The organism is Lysinibacillus sp. NPDC056232, from assembly GCF_042267565.1.
GTDB lineage: Bacteria > Bacillota > Bacilli > Bacillales_A > Planococcaceae > Lysinibacillus.
In genome coordinates this window covers 166,864-183,437 of the sequence record NZ_JBHJTF010000006.1, presented here as the reverse complement: position 1 = coordinate 183,437, position 16,574 = coordinate 166,864, and the positions used below count along the sequence as shown (strand labels likewise).

Annotated in this window: 18 protein-coding genes; 1 reads left to right on the top strand and 17 read right to left on the bottom strand. The window is 37.8% G+C overall.

The features are described from left to right. Window positions 1-285 precede the first annotated feature (285 nt). From ACFCYJ_RS07295 to acpS, 11 genes are all read right to left on the bottom strand, one after another. Window positions 286-2,460 (bottom strand): Tex family protein, encoded by a 2,175-nt coding sequence (locus tag ACFCYJ_RS07295; protein ID WP_376072677.1) that lies wholly within the window; start codon window positions 2,458-2,460, stop codon window positions 286-288. Between the two features lie 221 nt (window positions 2,461-2,681). Next, on the bottom strand, window positions 2,682-3,467 hold the full coding sequence (gene sigB, locus ACFCYJ_RS07290; protein WP_376072674.1) for an RNA polymerase sigma factor SigB: 786 nt from the start codon (window positions 3,465-3,467) through the stop codon (window positions 2,682-2,684). Then, a complete protein-coding gene (gene rsbW / locus ACFCYJ_RS07285; protein WP_376072671.1) occupies window positions 3,445-3,915 on the bottom strand; it encodes an anti-sigma B factor RsbW in 471 nt (156 codons plus the stop codon). Before rsbW ends, sigB begins: the two co-directional genes overlap by 23 nt. After that, window positions 3,912-4,247, bottom strand: coding sequence for an anti-sigma factor antagonist (locus ACFCYJ_RS07280; protein WP_376072668.1), 336 nt, complete (start codon window positions 4,245-4,247; stop codon window positions 3,912-3,914). The genes rsbW and ACFCYJ_RS07280 overlap by 4 nt, the downstream gene beginning before the upstream one ends. Before the next feature lie 71 nt (window positions 4,248-4,318). Then, a complete protein-coding gene (locus ACFCYJ_RS07275) occupies window positions 4,319-5,314 on the bottom strand; it encodes a PP2C family protein-serine/threonine phosphatase (RefSeq protein ID WP_376072665.1) in 996 nt (331 codons plus the stop codon). A 12-nt stretch (window positions 5,315-5,326) separates the two neighbouring features. Next, complete coding sequence (locus ACFCYJ_RS07270; protein WP_376072662.1) at window positions 5,327-5,728, bottom strand: anti-sigma regulatory factor; 402 nt, start codon at window positions 5,726-5,728, stop codon at window positions 5,327-5,329. Between the two features lie 405 nt (window positions 5,729-6,133). Next, window positions 6,134-6,484, bottom strand: a complete 351-nt coding sequence (locus ACFCYJ_RS07265; protein WP_376072659.1) for a type II toxin-antitoxin system PemK/MazF family toxin — start codon at window positions 6,482-6,484, stop codon at window positions 6,134-6,136. Window positions 6,485-6,488: 4 nt separating this feature from the next. After that, window positions 6,489-6,776, bottom strand: a complete 288-nt coding sequence (locus ACFCYJ_RS07260; RefSeq protein ID WP_170939000.1) for a hypothetical protein — start codon at window positions 6,774-6,776, stop codon at window positions 6,489-6,491. A 298-nt stretch (window positions 6,777-7,074) separates the two neighbouring features. Next, window positions 7,075-8,196, bottom strand: coding sequence for an alanine racemase (gene alr, locus ACFCYJ_RS07255; protein WP_376072656.1), 1,122 nt, complete (start codon window positions 8,194-8,196; stop codon window positions 7,075-7,077). Window positions 8,197-8,415: 219 nt separating this feature from the next. After that, window positions 8,416-9,522, bottom strand: coding sequence for a LolA family protein (locus ACFCYJ_RS07250; RefSeq protein ID WP_376072653.1), 1,107 nt, complete (start codon window positions 9,520-9,522; stop codon window positions 8,416-8,418). Between the two features lie 351 nt (window positions 9,523-9,873). Next, window positions 9,874-10,227 carry a holo-ACP synthase gene (gene acpS, locus ACFCYJ_RS07245; protein ID WP_376072650.1) on the bottom strand — a complete coding sequence of 118 codons (354 nt, stop codon included), beginning with the start codon at window positions 10,225-10,227 and terminating at the stop codon, window positions 9,874-9,876. 64 nt (window positions 10,228-10,291) lie between these two features. On the opposite strand from acpS, the gene ACFCYJ_RS07240 reads away from it, so the two are divergent. Then, the gene (locus tag ACFCYJ_RS07240) at window positions 10,292-10,912 is read left to right on the top strand and encodes a rhomboid family intramembrane serine protease (protein ID WP_376072647.1); all 621 of its coding nucleotides are present in this window, start codon (window positions 10,292-10,294) and stop codon (window positions 10,910-10,912) included. A 186-nt stretch (window positions 10,913-11,098) separates the two neighbouring features. On the opposite strand, the gene ACFCYJ_RS07235 is transcribed toward ACFCYJ_RS07240, so the two are convergent. The 6 genes from ACFCYJ_RS07235 to ACFCYJ_RS07210 all read right to left on the bottom strand — a co-directional run bounded on the left by ACFCYJ_RS07235 (window position 11,099) and on the right by ACFCYJ_RS07210 (window position 16,555). After that, window positions 11,099-11,584, bottom strand: coding sequence for a GNAT family N-acetyltransferase (locus tag ACFCYJ_RS07235; RefSeq protein WP_376072644.1), 486 nt, complete (start codon window positions 11,582-11,584; stop codon window positions 11,099-11,101). A 113-nt stretch (window positions 11,585-11,697) separates the two neighbouring features. Continuing rightward, the gene (locus ACFCYJ_RS07230) at window positions 11,698-13,164 is read right to left on the bottom strand and encodes a PH domain-containing protein (RefSeq protein ID WP_376072710.1); all 1,467 of its coding nucleotides are present in this window, start codon (window positions 13,162-13,164) and stop codon (window positions 11,698-11,700) included. After that, a complete protein-coding gene (locus ACFCYJ_RS07225; RefSeq protein WP_376072641.1) occupies window positions 13,157-13,636 on the bottom strand; it encodes a PH domain-containing protein in 480 nt (159 codons plus the stop codon). Before ACFCYJ_RS07225 ends, ACFCYJ_RS07230 begins: the two co-directional genes overlap by 8 nt. 65 nt (window positions 13,637-13,701) lie before the next feature. Then, window positions 13,702-13,881: a hypothetical protein gene (locus tag ACFCYJ_RS07220; RefSeq protein ID WP_376072638.1), complete on the bottom strand. Its 180-nt coding sequence runs from the start codon at window positions 13,879-13,881 to the stop codon at window positions 13,702-13,704. Window positions 13,882-13,954: 73 nt separating this feature from the next. Next, window positions 13,955-15,511 (bottom strand): degradosome RNA helicase CshA, encoded by a 1,557-nt coding sequence (cshA, locus tag ACFCYJ_RS07215; protein WP_376072635.1) that lies wholly within the window; start codon window positions 15,509-15,511, stop codon window positions 13,955-13,957. A gap of 351 nt (window positions 15,512-15,862) precedes the next feature. Further along, window positions 15,863-16,555 carry an alpha/beta hydrolase gene (locus ACFCYJ_RS07210; protein ID WP_376072632.1) on the bottom strand — a complete coding sequence of 231 codons (693 nt, stop codon included), beginning with the start codon at window positions 16,553-16,555 and terminating at the stop codon, window positions 15,863-15,865. Window positions 16,556-16,574 lie beyond the last annotated feature (19 nt).

Below are 16,574 nucleotides of genomic sequence, written 5' to 3'. Positions count from 1 at the left end.
ATAACTATAGCAAGGGCTAAGTTAGGTGGGAGATTAACTGCCCGTAATAGCCCGATTGGTGAAGACTAATAATCAGCGAGGATCAAGAGAATCCCCACTGATTATAGTTTCACTTTATCCCGCTATAACGGGCAGTAATTTATCTGTACCGAAAATAAAGCAATAAGTATAACTATAGCAAGGGCTAAGTTAGGTGGGAGATTAACTGCCCGTAATAGCCCGATTGGTGAAGACTAATAATCAGCGAGGATCAAGAGAATCCCCGTTGATTAAAGTTTCACTTAATTACGCTTCGATAGTTTGATCTTTAGGAGGTAGCATCGTTAATGATATGCGCCCTTTATTGACATCTATTTGTTCTACCCATACCGTCACAATATCTCCGAGTGCAACAACTTCTAATGGATGTTTAATACGTCTTTTTTGTAATTTAGAAATATGCACAAGCCCGTCCTGCTTCACACCAATGTCTACAAATGCTCCGAAATCAACTACATTTCTCACTGTACCTTGCAATTCCATCCCAACTTGTAAATCTTCCATTTTTAATACATCTGTTTTCAGTAAAGGCTGAGGGAATGCATCACGTGGATCGCGACTTGGTTTCATTAATGTATCCACTATATCCTGTATTGTGACAACTCCAACATCTAGAATTCCACTTAATTTTTCTTCATCTAGTTTTGCAATGGCTTCCTCCGCCTTCTGTGTCCCTAGCTCTTTTTTATCAATTTGTGCAACCTCTAAAATCTGCTCTGCGACACTATAGCTTTCAGGGTGAATGCCCGTAACATCGAATGCATTTTTTGCTCCCGGAACACGTAAGAAACCAATTGCTTGTTCATACGTTTTGGCACCAAGTCTTGGGATTTTCTTGAGTTGAGCACGTGTAGTAAATTGTCCATTTTCCTCTCGAACCTTCACAATATTCTCCGCAACCGTTTTAGATAATCCAGAAACATATTGCAGTAACGAAGCTGAGGCAGTATTAACATCAACACCAACTTGGTTAACAGCTGTCTCTACTATAAATGTTAAGGACTCAGTCAATTTCTTTTGAGAGACATCATGCTGATACTGACCTACCCCAACTGCTTTTGGCTCAATTTTTACTAACTCCGACAACGGATCTTGCAAACGACGTGCAATAGAAACGGCACTACGCTGTTCTACCTGTAAATTCGGAAACTCTGCACGGGCAATTTCAGACGCTGAATAAACAGATGCTCCTGCTTCATTGACGATCACATAGGCTATATCAGTTTCAAGCTCATTCAATACATCTACTATAAATTGTTCTGTTTCGCGTGAGGCAGTACCATTACCAATAGCAATTATAGTAATTGGGTATTTTGCTAAAATCCCTTTCACAATTGCTTTTGATTTTGCTACATCTGGTTTTGGCGGATGTGGGTAAATAGCTGTAACCTCTAACATCTTCCCTGTTTCATCTACAACAGCTAACTTACAGCCTGTACGGTACGCTGGATCAACGCCCAAAACATACTTCCCTTTCATTGGGGGCTGTAATAAAAGATTACGTAAATTCTCAGAGAAAATGTGGATAGCCTGCGCCTCTGCCTTTTCTGTAAGTTCATTTCGTAACTCTCGTTCTATAGAAGGCTGAATTAGACGCTTGTACGAATCCTCTATCGCTAGCTTTACTTCAGCAATGGCTGGAGAAGAACCTGTAGCAGGAATCCATTCCTTCCACATAATCATCAATACCCGATCTATCGGTACATGAATCGCCACTTTTAAGATTTCTTCTTTCTCACCACGATTTACAGCTAAAATACGGTGAGGGACAATACGATTTACAGGCTCTTCATATTCGTAATACATTTCGAAAACGTTTTTTTCGTCTGCCTCTGCATTCTTTACACTTGTTACGAGCACTCCATCTTTCCAAGAATACGTACGAATTTTTTCACGGATTGCTGCGTCATCAGCAAAGCGCTCTGCCAATATATCTCGCGCCCCAGCTAATGCCTCCTCTACATTAGTAACTTTCTCCTCATCTATGAAAGCCATTGCTAATTGTTCTAAAGCATCATTACGATACTCTAATAGAAGATCCGCAAGAGGTTCTAACCCTTTTTCTTTCGCTATTGTCGCCTTTGTTCGGCGTTTTTGTTTATAAGGTCGATATAAATCCTCTACACGCTGTAAAACAGTTGCTGCTTGAATCGCTTGTTCTAATTCAGGTGTTAGTTTATCTTGTTCCTGAATTAATCGTATAACCTCTTCTTTGCGTTGTTCAAGCTGCTGTATGTAGTGATAACGATCCTCTACAGCTTTAATCTGTACCTCATCAAGGGATCCAGTAGCTTCTTTTCGATAACGTGCAATGAATGGCACGGTATTTCCTTCTTCTAATAATTTAATAACAGCCTCAGCTTGTCCAGGCTTAACAGCTACATCTTTTGCAATGAGCTGTAACATTTGCTTTTGTTCCACATCATCACTACCTTTTTTCTTTTCATTTTACCATTACACTTTACTAAAAATGCAAAAAAATAGTCTACCCTAACGGAAGAGTAAACTATTTCATTTAATTATGAAGAGGCTTTTTTCGCTAACATTTCCTGCTCGGCTTATGCTATTACTTGTATCTGCGACAACAACAGGCGTCCTCCAATATCATTATTTTCAGGACAGCCCCTCTCCCCCAAAAAAATTTAGAGCGAGACACCATCTCTTACTAAGATAGCTTCTTGTAATTTTTTTATTGCCTTCCTTTGTATTCTAGATACATGCATTTGAGAAACTCCTAATCGTTCCCCAACTTCTTTTTGAGTGAGTTGCTCTAAATATGTAAGCTGAATGATTTGTCTTTCTCTCTCATCTAAAATACTCATTGCTTCAGAAACAAGCATTCTTTTATTGGTCATTTCATAGCCATCATCTTCTTTACCCATAATATCGAATAACGTTACTGTGCTACCGTCAGTATCTGACTCTACTGAATGATCCATCGAAAGAGCATGATAACTACGGCTCATCTCCATAGACTCTAATACTTCTTCTTCTTCCACTTCTAATTGATCCGCTATTTCCTTAATAGATGGCGAACGCTGCAACTCAATTGTCAACGCTTCCACTGTTGTTTTAATGCGTGGTCCTAATTCTTTTATCCGTCTTGGTACATGAACATCCCAAGTCTTATCACGTAAAAAGCGCTTAATTTCTCCAACAATCGTTGGAACAGCAAATGCTTCGAAACTTCGGCCAACGTCAGGATTAAAACGTCTTATTGCACCTAGCAACCCCAGCATACCTACTTGAGTAATATCATCATAACTAGATTTACCATTCGAATATTTACGTGCAATGGCCTCCACTAAATATCGATAATGAATCACTAAATTTGTTTGAGCTTCATCATCCTCCGTTGATTGGTACAGCGCAATCCACCTTAGTATATCTTCTTTAGACGAAGTTTTATGTTGTGATTCTTTCGACATTTTCCTCCACCTGCTCTCTTGCGACATACTTAGTCATGAAAACAGTTACGCCACCATCGTTATTTATCATCACCTCATCCATCAAAGTTTCCATTAAATAAAGCCCTAAACCACCTTCGCGTAGACCCGCAATACTCTCTTCAGGATGATACGGACCAATTTTCGATTTTATCTCCTCAAAATTGAAACTGTTACCATAATCTGCAATCATCATTTCTATTTTATTCTCATACAAAGCGCAACCAATGACGACTTCTCCCTCTTCTTCGTCCTTATAGGCATGATGTACAACATTTGTTACCGCTTCACTTGCTGCAATTTTCAAATCTTCAATATCATCGTAATTAAATCCAACCCGACTAGCTAAGCCAGAAACCGTCAATCGAATCACACTGACAAATTGCGGTTTTGCAGGAACCCTTATCTCAATATAATCAAATTCCTTCATTTTCGTAATTCCACCTTTTTATCAGTTTCAATATCCATTAAATCGCTTAAACCAGTAATTTCAAACAACCTTTGTAATCTATTCGATAATCCAACCAGTTTAACTTTACCATTTTCGCGTAGCGTTCTTTTATAAAAGGCTACAAAAATCCCTAGTCCTGTACTATCCATATAATTAACTTTTGATAAATTAAGTACTATTTCTAATCCTTCAGTAATTTTTACTGCCTCTAATTCCTCCCTAAGTCCTGAAGCAGTAAAAGTATCTATTTCACCCTCTACAAATCCGTATAGTTTATGATCAAGTTCCTTAAAGTGTATCGCCATGTCCATACAGCACACCTCCACCAATTTGTTAGACTGTTTTTCTATTCCCGTAATTACAAAAAATCAAACCTAAATAATTATTTTTTTATAATTGCAATTGTAAAATCATCTGATAGTTTAAAATCCTGTAAATTTTCAATTTGCTTATAAAGAAGATTACATAATTGTTGAGCTGACAAGTATTTATTTTCCAGTATTAATGACGTAATGACCTCTCGCGAATTCACTTCATCATGCGATCTGAATTCAGTAACACCATCCGTCATCATGATTACGATATCGTTTTCTTCCAAAGCAATTTCATTATAAGAATATTTCGTTTCTGGCAACACCCCTAATAATAACCCCGTTGATTCCAAAGGGATAAATTGATCACGTTTAGCACTGTAATGAAGAGCTGGCTCGTGACCTGCAGAAGCATAAGAAAAAATACTATTTCGCAGATCCAAGCAACCGTAGAACATAGACACAAACATACTGTCGTCTACACTCTTCTCAATCACTCGGTTAATGACCTCTAATACATATGAAGGATCTCTATATGCATATTCCAATGCTTCCAATCCATATTTTACCATAGACATGCATAATGCGGCTGGAACACCTTTACCTACCACATCTGTCACAGCTACACTCAAATAATCATCTCGATTATATAAAAAATGTACATAATCCCCATTCATTTTCCGGATTGGAATAGATATCATTCCTATATCGATGTTTGAAAGTTGTGGTACTTCTGTTTTAAGTAATGTTTTCTGGATACTTGTAGCAATTTTCATTTCTATTTCATACTCAGCTTGTTTTTGTAATAAGCTTTGGTGCTCCCTATGAGCCATTCCATAATGCACCATAACTTCGATAAGAAAATCATATGCAAGCTGTTCTTCACTCATTCTACGTGGAAATAGCTTTTCAACTGCGTTTTTATGAATACTTACAACATCCTCTGGAGATATATTATTTTGGATTAACTGACGAGTGAAATTTTGAGCAATATACAAATTCTTTTCAGTTTGATCAGCCATATAATCTGACAAAATCTTTTTATATTGAGATTCTAATCGGTCCAACAACTCCACATCCTAACGCAGCCATTTTTCAGCTCTAATCGTTGTTCCTTCTCCAATAACCGATTGAATATTCATACTGTCCATCAATCGATTAACGCCTGGTAAACCTGCACCGAGCCCTCCTGAAGTGGAGTAGCCATCCTCCATCACTTTCCGAACATCCTCTATTCCTGGGCCTTGATCAGTTGCAATAACAGTTATTTTCTTCTCTGTGTCTGACTCAAATTTCTCAATTTCAACGACACCTATCCTTGCATATAAATATATATTTCTAGCTAGTTCACTTATAGCTGTGGTGATTCGAGCCTGATCAACAGTGTCAAATCCAAGTGCCTTTGCTTCGTCACGCCCCAGTTGTCTTGCTGCTACTATATCCCACTCAGTAATAATTTCAACCGAAGACTTAATTGTCACTGCTGTCCCCCCAATTCCTTTCGGAGTTATACTCTTAACTTTTTTCGACCTACTTAACTAAATACTTTAAATATTTTTATTATATTATCGATTTTACCTTAGCGTAATGGTTGCTGTCGCTACGTTTGCATTTCGCTTTCGCACAGACAAACCTTGTTGCTGCCGCTTCGCTTTCGCACAGACAAACCTTGTTGCTGGATGAAGGTAAAAATCTATGTATATTTTCTTAAACCACTCAATGTTTTTTCAAAAATCTATTCTAAGTTTAGATTTTGACTACACCTTAAATCTATTAATACCATTTTTGAATAGCAATTTCAATTTATGGTAATAAGTATTTGAGGTACAATATAAAAAAGCATCGAGATGAAAATTCATCTCGATGCCGCTATACACATATGTATATCAAAATTTAACCAGCCCTAAACTAATCATCAATGCACCATCAACTTTCTCCATCAAAGAATGGTCAAGTTGTGTAATACGATCTGTCAATCTTGACTTATCAATCGTCCGCACTTGCTCGAGCAGAATAACCGAGTCACGTTCAAAACCATACTTTTCAGCATTAATTTCGACGTGCGTCGGTAACTTTGCTTTTTGAATCTGTGCAGTAATAGCTGCGATGATGACAGTCGGACTAAATCGATTGCCAATATCATTTTGAATAATCAGCACCGGCCTAGTGCCCCCTTGCTCGGACCCAACTACCGGCGATAAATCTGCAAAAAAAACGTCACCACGTTTTACATTCAAAGTGTCATCCCCCGCTAACGAGACGCTCCACTGTATGTTGTGCTTCATATTCTGCATGCAGGCATTCACTTGCAATACTCAGATTTATATGAGACATTTCAACATATCCTTTCATCATAGCTTCCCGTATTTGATTTGGTTGCTCCTGCATTAAAACTTTGCGCGACAAAATACGCGCAAAAGATTCACTTTCAATTACTTCCTTTGTTTGTAGAAACAGTCTATCCTGAACAGCAATTGTAGCTTCTCTTAACTTTTTCTCGTACACAGCAAGCACCTCCAACGGAACCATCCACTTTTCATTACTACCCATTCTACCATTGAAAGATATCGTTGAAAAGACACGAAATGACAAAATATCTGACAATTTAAAGTCCAAGTTGTAAAAATATGTAGGTTGTCGAAGGTATATGCCGATTCATTCACCTTGCAATATGTCACAAATTATGAACGGCTCAGCTACTCGGTAATTTAACATCCTAATTAATAAGTAGTTATTCACCAAGTTTTTTTAGTTGTTCTAATATAGTATTCATTTGTCCCAAGATCAATTATGCCTCGGGATAATTGCATCCGATTTTAGTTTAAAGTCAAATGTATAATCTAGGAACCCTCGCTGTAATAATGCATGGTACTTCATAATTAATGGTTTCAAGCTTCGCTGCCCATTCATTCATTGAAATAACATCCTGTCCTTGACGACCAATGAGTGTTACTTTCTTACCTATAGCATATGCTTTTGGCAAGGCAACCATACATTGGTCCATACAAATTCGTCCAACAATCGGCATTCTTTGTCCATCAATTAGTACTTCTTGTCCACCTAATTTGCGAATTACTCCATCAGCATAGCCTATTGGTATCGTTCCTATCCACATATCCGAAGAGGCCGCAAAAGTTGCTCCATAGCCTACTGAATCACCTGCTCGTAACTGTTTCACATGAACAAGCTCACTCTCAAGCGAAAACGCTGGCTGTAACGAAAATGGTAAAATACCTTCTACATAAGAAGATGGTGATAAACCATACATTGAAATACCATATCTGACGGCATCAAATTGTAAATGAGCATCTTTCACTAAGGATGTAGCCGTATTTGATGCATGAACAAGTCTAGGTTTTTCAGGCAACACTGTTACACATTTCTCAAAAAATTGTACCTGTCTATCGAAGTATGAGGTATCTTCTTCATCCGCAGTCGCAAAATGTGTGAATATCCCATCAAGCTCCACATTCACTGTAATCTGTATTGTTTGATAGAGTTCCAATAATTCTTGTTCTGAACGAACGCCAATTCTGCCCATTCCACTATCTACTTTTATATGTAGTCGTAAAGGATTTGCTTCATTAGCTATGAACAGAGCTGCTTGCTGCACCCATTCACTTGCAAAAGCTGTAAGGATTATGCGCTGCTGGGCAGCATATGGCACGAACGAAACTGGAGAGGCACCCAATATTAGTATGTCTGGTTCTTCAAAATGCGCTCGAATATGTAATGCTTCATCGGGCGTTGCCACGGCAAGTATTGTTGCCCCTGCCTCAAGTGCCGCTTTTGCAACGGCTACATCTCCATGGCCGTATGCATTTGCCTTTACGACAGCTATAATTTGAACATTAGGTCGAAGTAGCTTTTTCAAATTTTTTACGTTTTGTTGAATTGCTTGTAAGTTTACAATTGCTTTGGTCGGTCTAAAATACTGCTGTATTTCCATTAGAATACCCTCTTTATATTTTATTAAAACAATATGTATTGATTAAATCGCCTTTGCTCTACTGTTTTACCATAAGTTTTTCTATTTTAGACTAATTTTCTACATAACTTTTATCATATATGACTTAACACTTTCTAAACAGTGTTAATTTTCATCAGAACTGTACTATTTTACTTAATAAGCTACAGCTTTCCATATAGAAAGCTGTAGCTAGAAAAATTATTTCATACTACCTATCGTCATAGAAGTGGCAACTTCCACCATTTCTTCACGAGACAATTTACTAGACGCTACAAAGAATTCGACGCCATCCTTTTCCCAGCTAATAGATGTATCTGTAATAGCTCCAATCGTAAAGCCTAAATCTACCGGATCACCAGGAGATGATACCGGCAACATAGCCGTCTCTTTCGTAACTGGTTGTTGCATAACCGTAAATGGCTTATCACCGTCAAATGTTAAGATAACACGTTCCATGCCACCCTCTTGCATGACTTTCTCATCCACCATTTTCGTATTTCCTAAACTTACAACAGGGTAATGAGTTTGGAACTTTGTATTTTCGGCTTCTGCACTTACTGCTTGTTTCCCTTCCTTTCCATTCGCATTATTGTTGCTCTCTTTATCTCCTTTATCCTTTTCTTCCTTGTTATCTTTTTCTGGCGGTGCAGCTTTTTCCCCTTTTGTTTCATCTTTTTCTGTAAATTGCTCAACCGCATACTCTTTAGCCGCGTGTTGAACACCTAATTTTATATTTTTAAATGTGATACGAATTTGTTCTTCTTTTACATCATTCATAATTACTACGGAAGTTGGAAGCATTGTTTTCTTATCAACTGTTATAACTTGATGAGGCATACTATTTTTATAGCTATTTCTAGTAGCCGCTTCAAATATATATGCTTTGTCCTCTTCTTTCATGACTAAATTTTTATCTTGAGCTAAATCTTCTGCTAGTGCACCTATTAAATAAGCTTGACTATTTTTCTTCGGCCAATCACTTTGGAATTTATACATTTTGTTCAATGTAGGTGTAACAACAAAAACTCCATCTGCATTTCGCACTATCATTTGTGAAACATCTTTCCCACTTTCTACTACTTCTACTCGATAGAAATCAGGTTTCGTATGCCAAACCGTTACATCATATTTTTTCGGATCCCCACCAGATTTAATCTCCATCGTAGCATTTAACTCATAACCATTGGTCTCTGCCCATTTTCCGTTAACTTTCTTCAACACTTTTTCCTGTGAGTCTGTACCACATGCCGATAGAAGTAATATCGTACAAAGTAAGACGAGCCATTTAACTATTCGGTTGCCCACGCTTTCACCCTTTCCTTCTTTCAAATCCACTACGACAATATATGAACCGTATTTGTCAGTTATGTCATTTGAATAAGGGTAATATATTTATCTTCACTCAGAAATTGATTTACTTTTTAATAGCGATCACCATAAAGTGTGGTTGATTTCCGTTCCGACTGGGCGCTTTCCTGGAGGCGTCGGGACAACAAATATTTTCTGTGCGAAAGCGTAGTGACAGCGACACATGTTTCTGTGCGAAAGCGTAGTGTTAACATAGCGAAAGCAACAAATGTTTTCTGTGCGAAAGCGTAGTGTTAACGTAGCGACAGCAACAAATGTTTTATATGGCGAAAGCTTGTTTTACACTTTTTATTGTAATAATATTACTTGTGCTGCTGCGTATTGCTTGGAGTGTGTTATACTTACAAATCCATTTACAAGCTGCCCTTTGAAATATAAAACCGGATTTCCAGCTTCCCCTCTTAAAACTTCAATATCATGAAGCTTACATTCTTCACCAATACCAGTTCCTAATGCCTTTGAAAATGCTTCTTTTGAAGCGAATCGTCCAGCTAAAAATTCTATTTTACGAGTTTCTGAATGTGCATCAAACAAAACTCTTTCCTTTTCAGTTAAAATGCGATCTTTAAATTTATTTGTTCTTTTCATTGCTTTAGCAATACGGTCCATTTCTACAATGTCGAGACCAATTCCTTTAATCATTTGAACTTCTCCTTTTCCTATTTCTAAAAAGCCATGTATAATAATTGTAAATTGAGGTGGAGTTATGTTTAGTAGAACAGAAAATTTTAAGCAATACACAAAGTATTATCCGATTGTTTCAACATTAATAGCGGTTAATTTAATTGTTTATGTACTAACTATTTTACCTGGAGTAGGAGAAAATTTATTGAATTACGGAGTTCAAGCGAACTTCCTTATACGATCAGGTGAATGGTGGCGTGTTTTTTCTGCAATGTTTTTACATGCTGGCTTTTTGCACGTTTTCTTTAATATGTTTTCACTGTATTTATTCGGGCCAGAGCTTGAAAAAATTGCTGGCAAGGTACGTTTTACGACAATTTATTTAATGTCTGGTATTGTAGGCAACATGGCAACCTATTTACTTTATGATAGTAGCTATGTAAGTCTTGGTGCAAGTGGAGCTGTTTTTGGAATATTCGGTGCTTTCGGAGCACTTGTCTACTATACACGTCGCACAATGCCTATGCTACGTAAACTTATTTTGCCTATCATTGTTATCAGCGTTATTATGACTTTCCTACAGTCAAATGTGAATGTCTATGCTCACTTAGGCGGCTTAGTAACAGGATTCCTTCTTGGACTCGTTTACTTACATCCAAAAAGAATTTTAAGCTGGCGTAAACAAAAGATGGCAGGTAAGTAATAGGTACAAGAGGAGCACTCCTCCGTGATAAACTATCATCACGGATTGCTCCTCTTATTTTTATACTAGAGTGATATGCAATTCGTCAATTTTATTTCAAAGTGCGACCGTATCCTCTTTCGCTGCCTTTATTTTTTTCCATTCAACCGCTGTTAAGCCATAGACAACTTGGTCTACATGATGATCCTAAAGCCACTCAGCATCTCTTAAACGTCCCTCTTCATGAAAACCTAACACTTTTGGAATTGTACGACTTCGAATATTCCCTACCGCTACCCGCACTTCAATGCGATTTAATTTTAAATAGCTAAAGGCGTAATCAATAAATGCTTTCATAGAATTTGTGACTAAGCCCTTACCAACAAATTCGTTCCCTAACCAATATCCAATACTTGTCCATTTATGCTGCCAATTCACTTGATGATAGCCAATCACTCCCGCAAGCTTCCCATCATAATATATCCCCGCTTGTAGGCCATTATTATCTGCGTATTGTTGCATCGCACTTCTTACAAATCGCTCTGTATCCTCTACTGTTGTCACATCATCTACAAAAGGTAACCATTCACGCAACGTATCTCTCGAACGATCCGTCAACGCGAATAATTCATCTACGTCACTTAAATCCAACAATTTTAAATACGTGTTCTTATTAATATCATACTTAAACAAAATTACCACCCCTTTTGTTTGATTTATTCTATTATAAACAGTATATTTGCATATTTATAGATAAAAAAGGCTAATCCTCCTATTAATTGTAAGGATTAGCCAAATTATTGCATTCAATGTTCATACCAAGATAATATTGTTTCAGCATCTTGCTGCTCTAAGTTTCGTACATTCCCTGCCATACCGGTCATGCCTGACATGACCGTTGCTTTTACAGACATAACATTCTTTCTTTTTTGGAAATAGGTTTGAGTAGTCCCAATAGATTGTATGCGTTTTTTCTCCATAAAGAATGTAGTACGACTGAACACACGATATTGCATAGTTAGTTGCTTTCCATCGATCATATAACCAGCTGATTTATGTTGCCAAACACCAATTACTATCGTTAATGGAATTAATAATAACGAAAGCAACCCATACGGATATAAGAAATAACTACATCCACCAATTATAGGTATGAGCCAAACAAAATCAATTCGGTAAAAAAATGGACGAGCTCGTTCTGGTGAATTAATAAATTCTGGTCGCCAATTTATATCTGGAAAAAGTTGCTCTAGCGTTCCCAAACAATCTTGCTTCTGAATAAGTGGGAACAGAGTAATTTTTTTATCATTTCCCTCTCCACCATTTCCTCCAGCACTCTCAACAACAACTGTTGCAAAGCCAAATAATTGGCGCACTGGATTCTCTACAATACGAATCGCCTGAATTCTATTTAACGGTAAAGTAATCCGTTTTTTCTCAATTAGCCCTTTTGTAATAATAAGCTTTTCATCTTCAATTCGGACTGTATATTCGTAATAATTGAACAGTGTAATAACAAATGACACAAACCATGCCAGAATTAGGCTGAATATCACCATTAGTACAACTAAAAATGCACCAATTTTCGCAAAGTCTGCTAGCTCGTGAAAAATTTCCTCATATGGGATTATATCCGAAATCTGGGGGATAAACGCTGCTACCCCGGACAGAACGACCCCAATTCCACCTGAAGTTATGGCCAATATAAGCAAATCACGTATCGACATATGATAAATAGTTGGAACTGGTATTTCCTCTATTAGCGACTGTTCATCGTTCATCTGTTCATTTACTTGGTTCTTTGCACGGCGCATTTCTAGCTCTATTACATCTGCCGCTGCCTTACGTATAGCCGTTAGCTCTACCTCAGGTTTTCTATCCTTACTTCCCGCAGTTTCAACCTGAACTTTTACTAAGCCAAATAGCCGATGAAAAATACCCTCATTGTAATTTAAGCTTTGAATACGTTCAAATGGGATATAACGTTTCTTTTTAACGAACAAGCCATACTTTACACGCAATTCTCCATCTTCAAACCAATATACAAAGGTACGCCATTTAACAATGCCACTAACAAGCGCAAGTAAAGCCCCTACTCCCCATATACCAAATAAGAAAATCATCCGCCAAAAATTATCACTATGGAAATTAAAGGAGAAGTGAAACCCATTAGTTGCAATAATAATAATTAACGGGAAAATCATACTCTTTAATGCTTTTGCACTTGTAATAACAGCCGATACTGGGTGTAAACGATTAATTTCCTTAGACATCATCTTCCGCCACCCTTGCTAATTCCGAAATACGTGCACGAAGCCCATCAGCCTCGTCCATTACAAGTGCAGGAATTGTATGTACAGTTGCAGCCGTAGATATTGAAATATTACCTAAACCATATTTTTTTAATATCGGTCCTTGCGTCGTATCAACATGTTGTACACGCACCATTGGAATAAGTGTGCGTTTAACAACGAATAAACCATGTTGCACTTCAATCTCATTTTCACGCACCTCATAGCGCCAGCGTTCCCATCTCACTTTCGGAAATAGATAAGCAGATAGGATAGCACTAAGTATAACTACAACAACTGCAATGAAATAAATAAATGATGGCCATTCAAAATAATAAGTTCCATAACATACTAAAGCCGCTACAATCAAAAGAAATATCGTTTGCAATACACCATATAAACGCCATACTGTTAACCCTTTCCTAGAAATCTTATGAATTGGTTCAGATCTCAAAATCGATCCCTCTCTTTCCTTATCTATGTATACGTAACCAATTATCTTTTTGTTTCAAAATTTTATCAATTTCGCCTTGGCGTAATTGTTGCTGTCGCTTCGCTTTCGCACAGATAAAATCTTTGTTGCTGTCGCTTCGCTTTCGCAAAGATAAAATCTTTATTGCTGTCGCTTCGCTTTCGCACAGATAAAACCTTTGTTGCTGTCGCTTCGCTTTCGCACAGATAGCCTTTGTTGCTAGACACCCGCTGAAAGAAGTTAAAAAAAACCTTACAGCCACTTTGACTGTAAGGTTTAATCATTTTCGTGAAGATAAAATTAATCTTCGTGACGACGTGGTGCGCGTGAACGACCTTGTCCACCTTCACGGCGTCCGCCTTCTCGACGACTTCCACCGCTTCCTCCACGACGATCTCCGCCGCTTCCTCCACGACGATCTCCGCCACTTCCTCCACGACGATCTCCGCCACGTCCGCCATCACGACGTCCGTTAAAGCTACGGTTACCGCCACGTCCACGATCTCCACCACGACTGTTAGAACGCTCACGACGCATTGGTAATGGTCGTTCTTCAGTAATTGTTACTGGCGAGTCATCTGGCTCTTTTGTTAATGAGCGAAGTGCAGCAGCTACAACATCGATTGCATCATGGTTTTCAAGTAATTCTGTCGCAAGTATACGATAATCACCTAAATCGTTGTTCGCAATAAGACCTTCTAGTGTCTCCATAGATAGGCGTTGTTGACCCACTAAAGCTTCGTCCGATGTTGGTGGTTGAAGTGGTGTCATACGTTTTTTCGTTGTTTCTTCTACAATACGTAGGTAACCCATTTCGCGTGGTGTTACAAATGTTACTGCAAGACCTGATTTACCTGCACGACCTGTACGACCAATACGGTGAACATAAGATTCAGGATCTTGAGGAATATCGAAGTTATAAACATGTGTTACACCAGAAATATCAAGCCCACGAGCAGCTACATCTGTTGCCACAAGAATATCAATTTTATTCTCTTTAAATTGACGTAACACAGAAATACGTTTCGCTTGGCTTAAATCACCATGGATTCCTTCAGCAAGGTAACCACGAATTGATAACGCTTGTGCAAGCTCATCCACACGGCGTTTTGTACGTCCAAAGATGATAGCAAGTTCTGGTTGGTGAACGTTTAATAAACGAGATAAAATGTCGAATTTTTCACGCTCAGCAGATTTCACAAAATATTGATCGATGTTATCAACTGTTAGTTCTTTCGCTTTAATTTTTACGATTTCTGGATCACGCATAAATGTCTCAGCAATTTTACGGATTGCTGGTGGCATTGTTGCTGAGAACAATAATGTTTGACGTTCTGAAGGCACATTTTCTAAGATTGAATTAATATCATCGATAAAGCCCATGTTTAACATTTCATCAGCTTCATCAAGTACCAATGTTTGAACATCTTCTAATTTTAAAGTACGACGATTAATATGGTCAATTATACGACCAGGTGTACCTACGATAATTTGAGGTTTATTTTTCAGTGCACGGATTTGACGGCCGATTTCTTGACCACCGTAAACTGATAACAATTTTACACGTTTATCATAACCAATTTTATATAGCTCTTCTGAAACTTGAATCGCTAATTCACGAGTTGGTGCAATTACTAATGCTTGGATATTAGGGTTTTTTGGGTCGATTTTTTCGATAAGTGGAATCCCGAAAGCGGCAGTTTTACCTGTACCTGTTTGCGCTTGACCTAATACATCACGGCCTTCAATTGCAAAACGAATAGTACCTTCTTGGATTGGTGTTGCTTCTTCAAATCCCATACGCTTTACTGAGCGTAATGTAGATTCGCTAATATTTAATTCTGAAAAATTTGTCAAACTTCTCAATCTCCTTTTTTTGCTTTTAAGTTGACAAATGGTTACATTTTCAGATGAAGTTGTCGGCAAATTCGAGCCTGTGTTTTGGAACGTTTCCGTTACTTAAAATTTTTCTCTATATGATGGTCACATAGAGCTCTCTTATATGAAAAGGAAAGCCCGGTCTTTACCGAGCGGTTTGATTCTGTCGTAATTATTCACTTTAGAATAAAACCGTTGTGTTCAAAAAAAAGTACTCTTCAATCAAATATGAAGAGTCTTCGCACAAAATGTATCCATTGCTTACACTAGTCTAACATGGGATTAAAACGTATGCAACGATAACGCATGAGTCGTAATAATCTGACTACTTTACGCACTCTTTAAAAACGACAAAACATAAGAAAACCATTCAGAACAATCTTCACCATAACATATATGATGCTTCCCATTATCAGAAATATACAAAGTTTTTTCGTTTGAAGTTAATTGATCGTATAAAAAGCGAGCAGTGTGATAAGGCACAATTCCGTCTAATTTCCCTTGTACAATATACACTGGAATTTTAATATCTTTATAATACGGCTCCACCATTCGAACAAGCTTCATGAATTCAATCGTTGACGATAGTGGCACATGATTAAACTTATGCCGGTATCGTAAATACAGCTCATTATTAGACAAATTACGATGGTATGCCTCAGTGGCAAGCATTTTAAAATCTTTAACCAGTTGCTTCGGACTCACATATTTAGCAGCAGCGCTTAGTAATACGAGCTTTTTCACTTTATAACGCTTGGCTAAATAGAGCGCTATAATGCCTCCCATCGAAAACCCAACTACTATTACTTCATCTACTTTTTTGGCAAGCGCACGAAAAGCGAGCTCGGCATCCATTAACCAATGCTTAGCGGTGAAACCACGCATTTGTAGTTCTTCTCCATGCCCTGACAAGGTAGGTTCTTCAATAAGCCAATTTGTATGCGTTCGTAAATAGGTAGTAAAAGGTTCTACTTCATAAGGTCCGCCTGAAAATCCATGTATACATAACACACCTACTGACATTACTTTCACCTCTAAATGT

Coding starts and splice junctions, on each gene's coding strand:
- sigB (WP_376072674.1), bottom strand. CDS start 3,467: ATGTCGAAAGAATCACAACATAAAACTTCGTCTAAAGAAGATATACTA.
- rsbW (WP_376072671.1), bottom strand. CDS start 3,915: ATGAAGGAATTTGATTATATTGAGATAAGGGTTCCTGCAAAACCGCAA.
- ACFCYJ_RS07280 (WP_376072668.1), bottom strand. CDS start 4,247: ATGGACATGGCGATACACTTTAAGGAACTTGATCATAAACTATACGGA.
- ACFCYJ_RS07260 (WP_170939000.1), bottom strand. CDS start 6,776: ATGGTTCCGTTGGAGGTGCTTGCTGTGTACGAGAAAAAGTTAAGAGAA.
- alr (WP_376072656.1), bottom strand. CDS start 8,196: ATGGAAATACAGCAGTATTTTAGACCGACCAAAGCAATTGTAAACTTA.
- acpS (WP_376072650.1), bottom strand. CDS start 10,227: ATGATTAAAGGAATTGGTCTCGACATTGTAGAAATGGACCGTATTGCT.
- ACFCYJ_RS07240 (WP_376072647.1), top strand. CDS start 10,292: ATGTTTAGTAGAACAGAAAATTTTAAGCAATACACAAAGTATTATCCG.
- ACFCYJ_RS07230 (WP_376072710.1), bottom strand. CDS start 13,164: ATGTCTAAGGAAATTAATCGTTTACACCCAGTATCGGCTGTTATTACA.
- ACFCYJ_RS07210 (WP_376072632.1), bottom strand. CDS start 16,555: ATGTCAGTAGGTGTGTTATGTATACATGGATTTTCAGGCGGACCTTAT.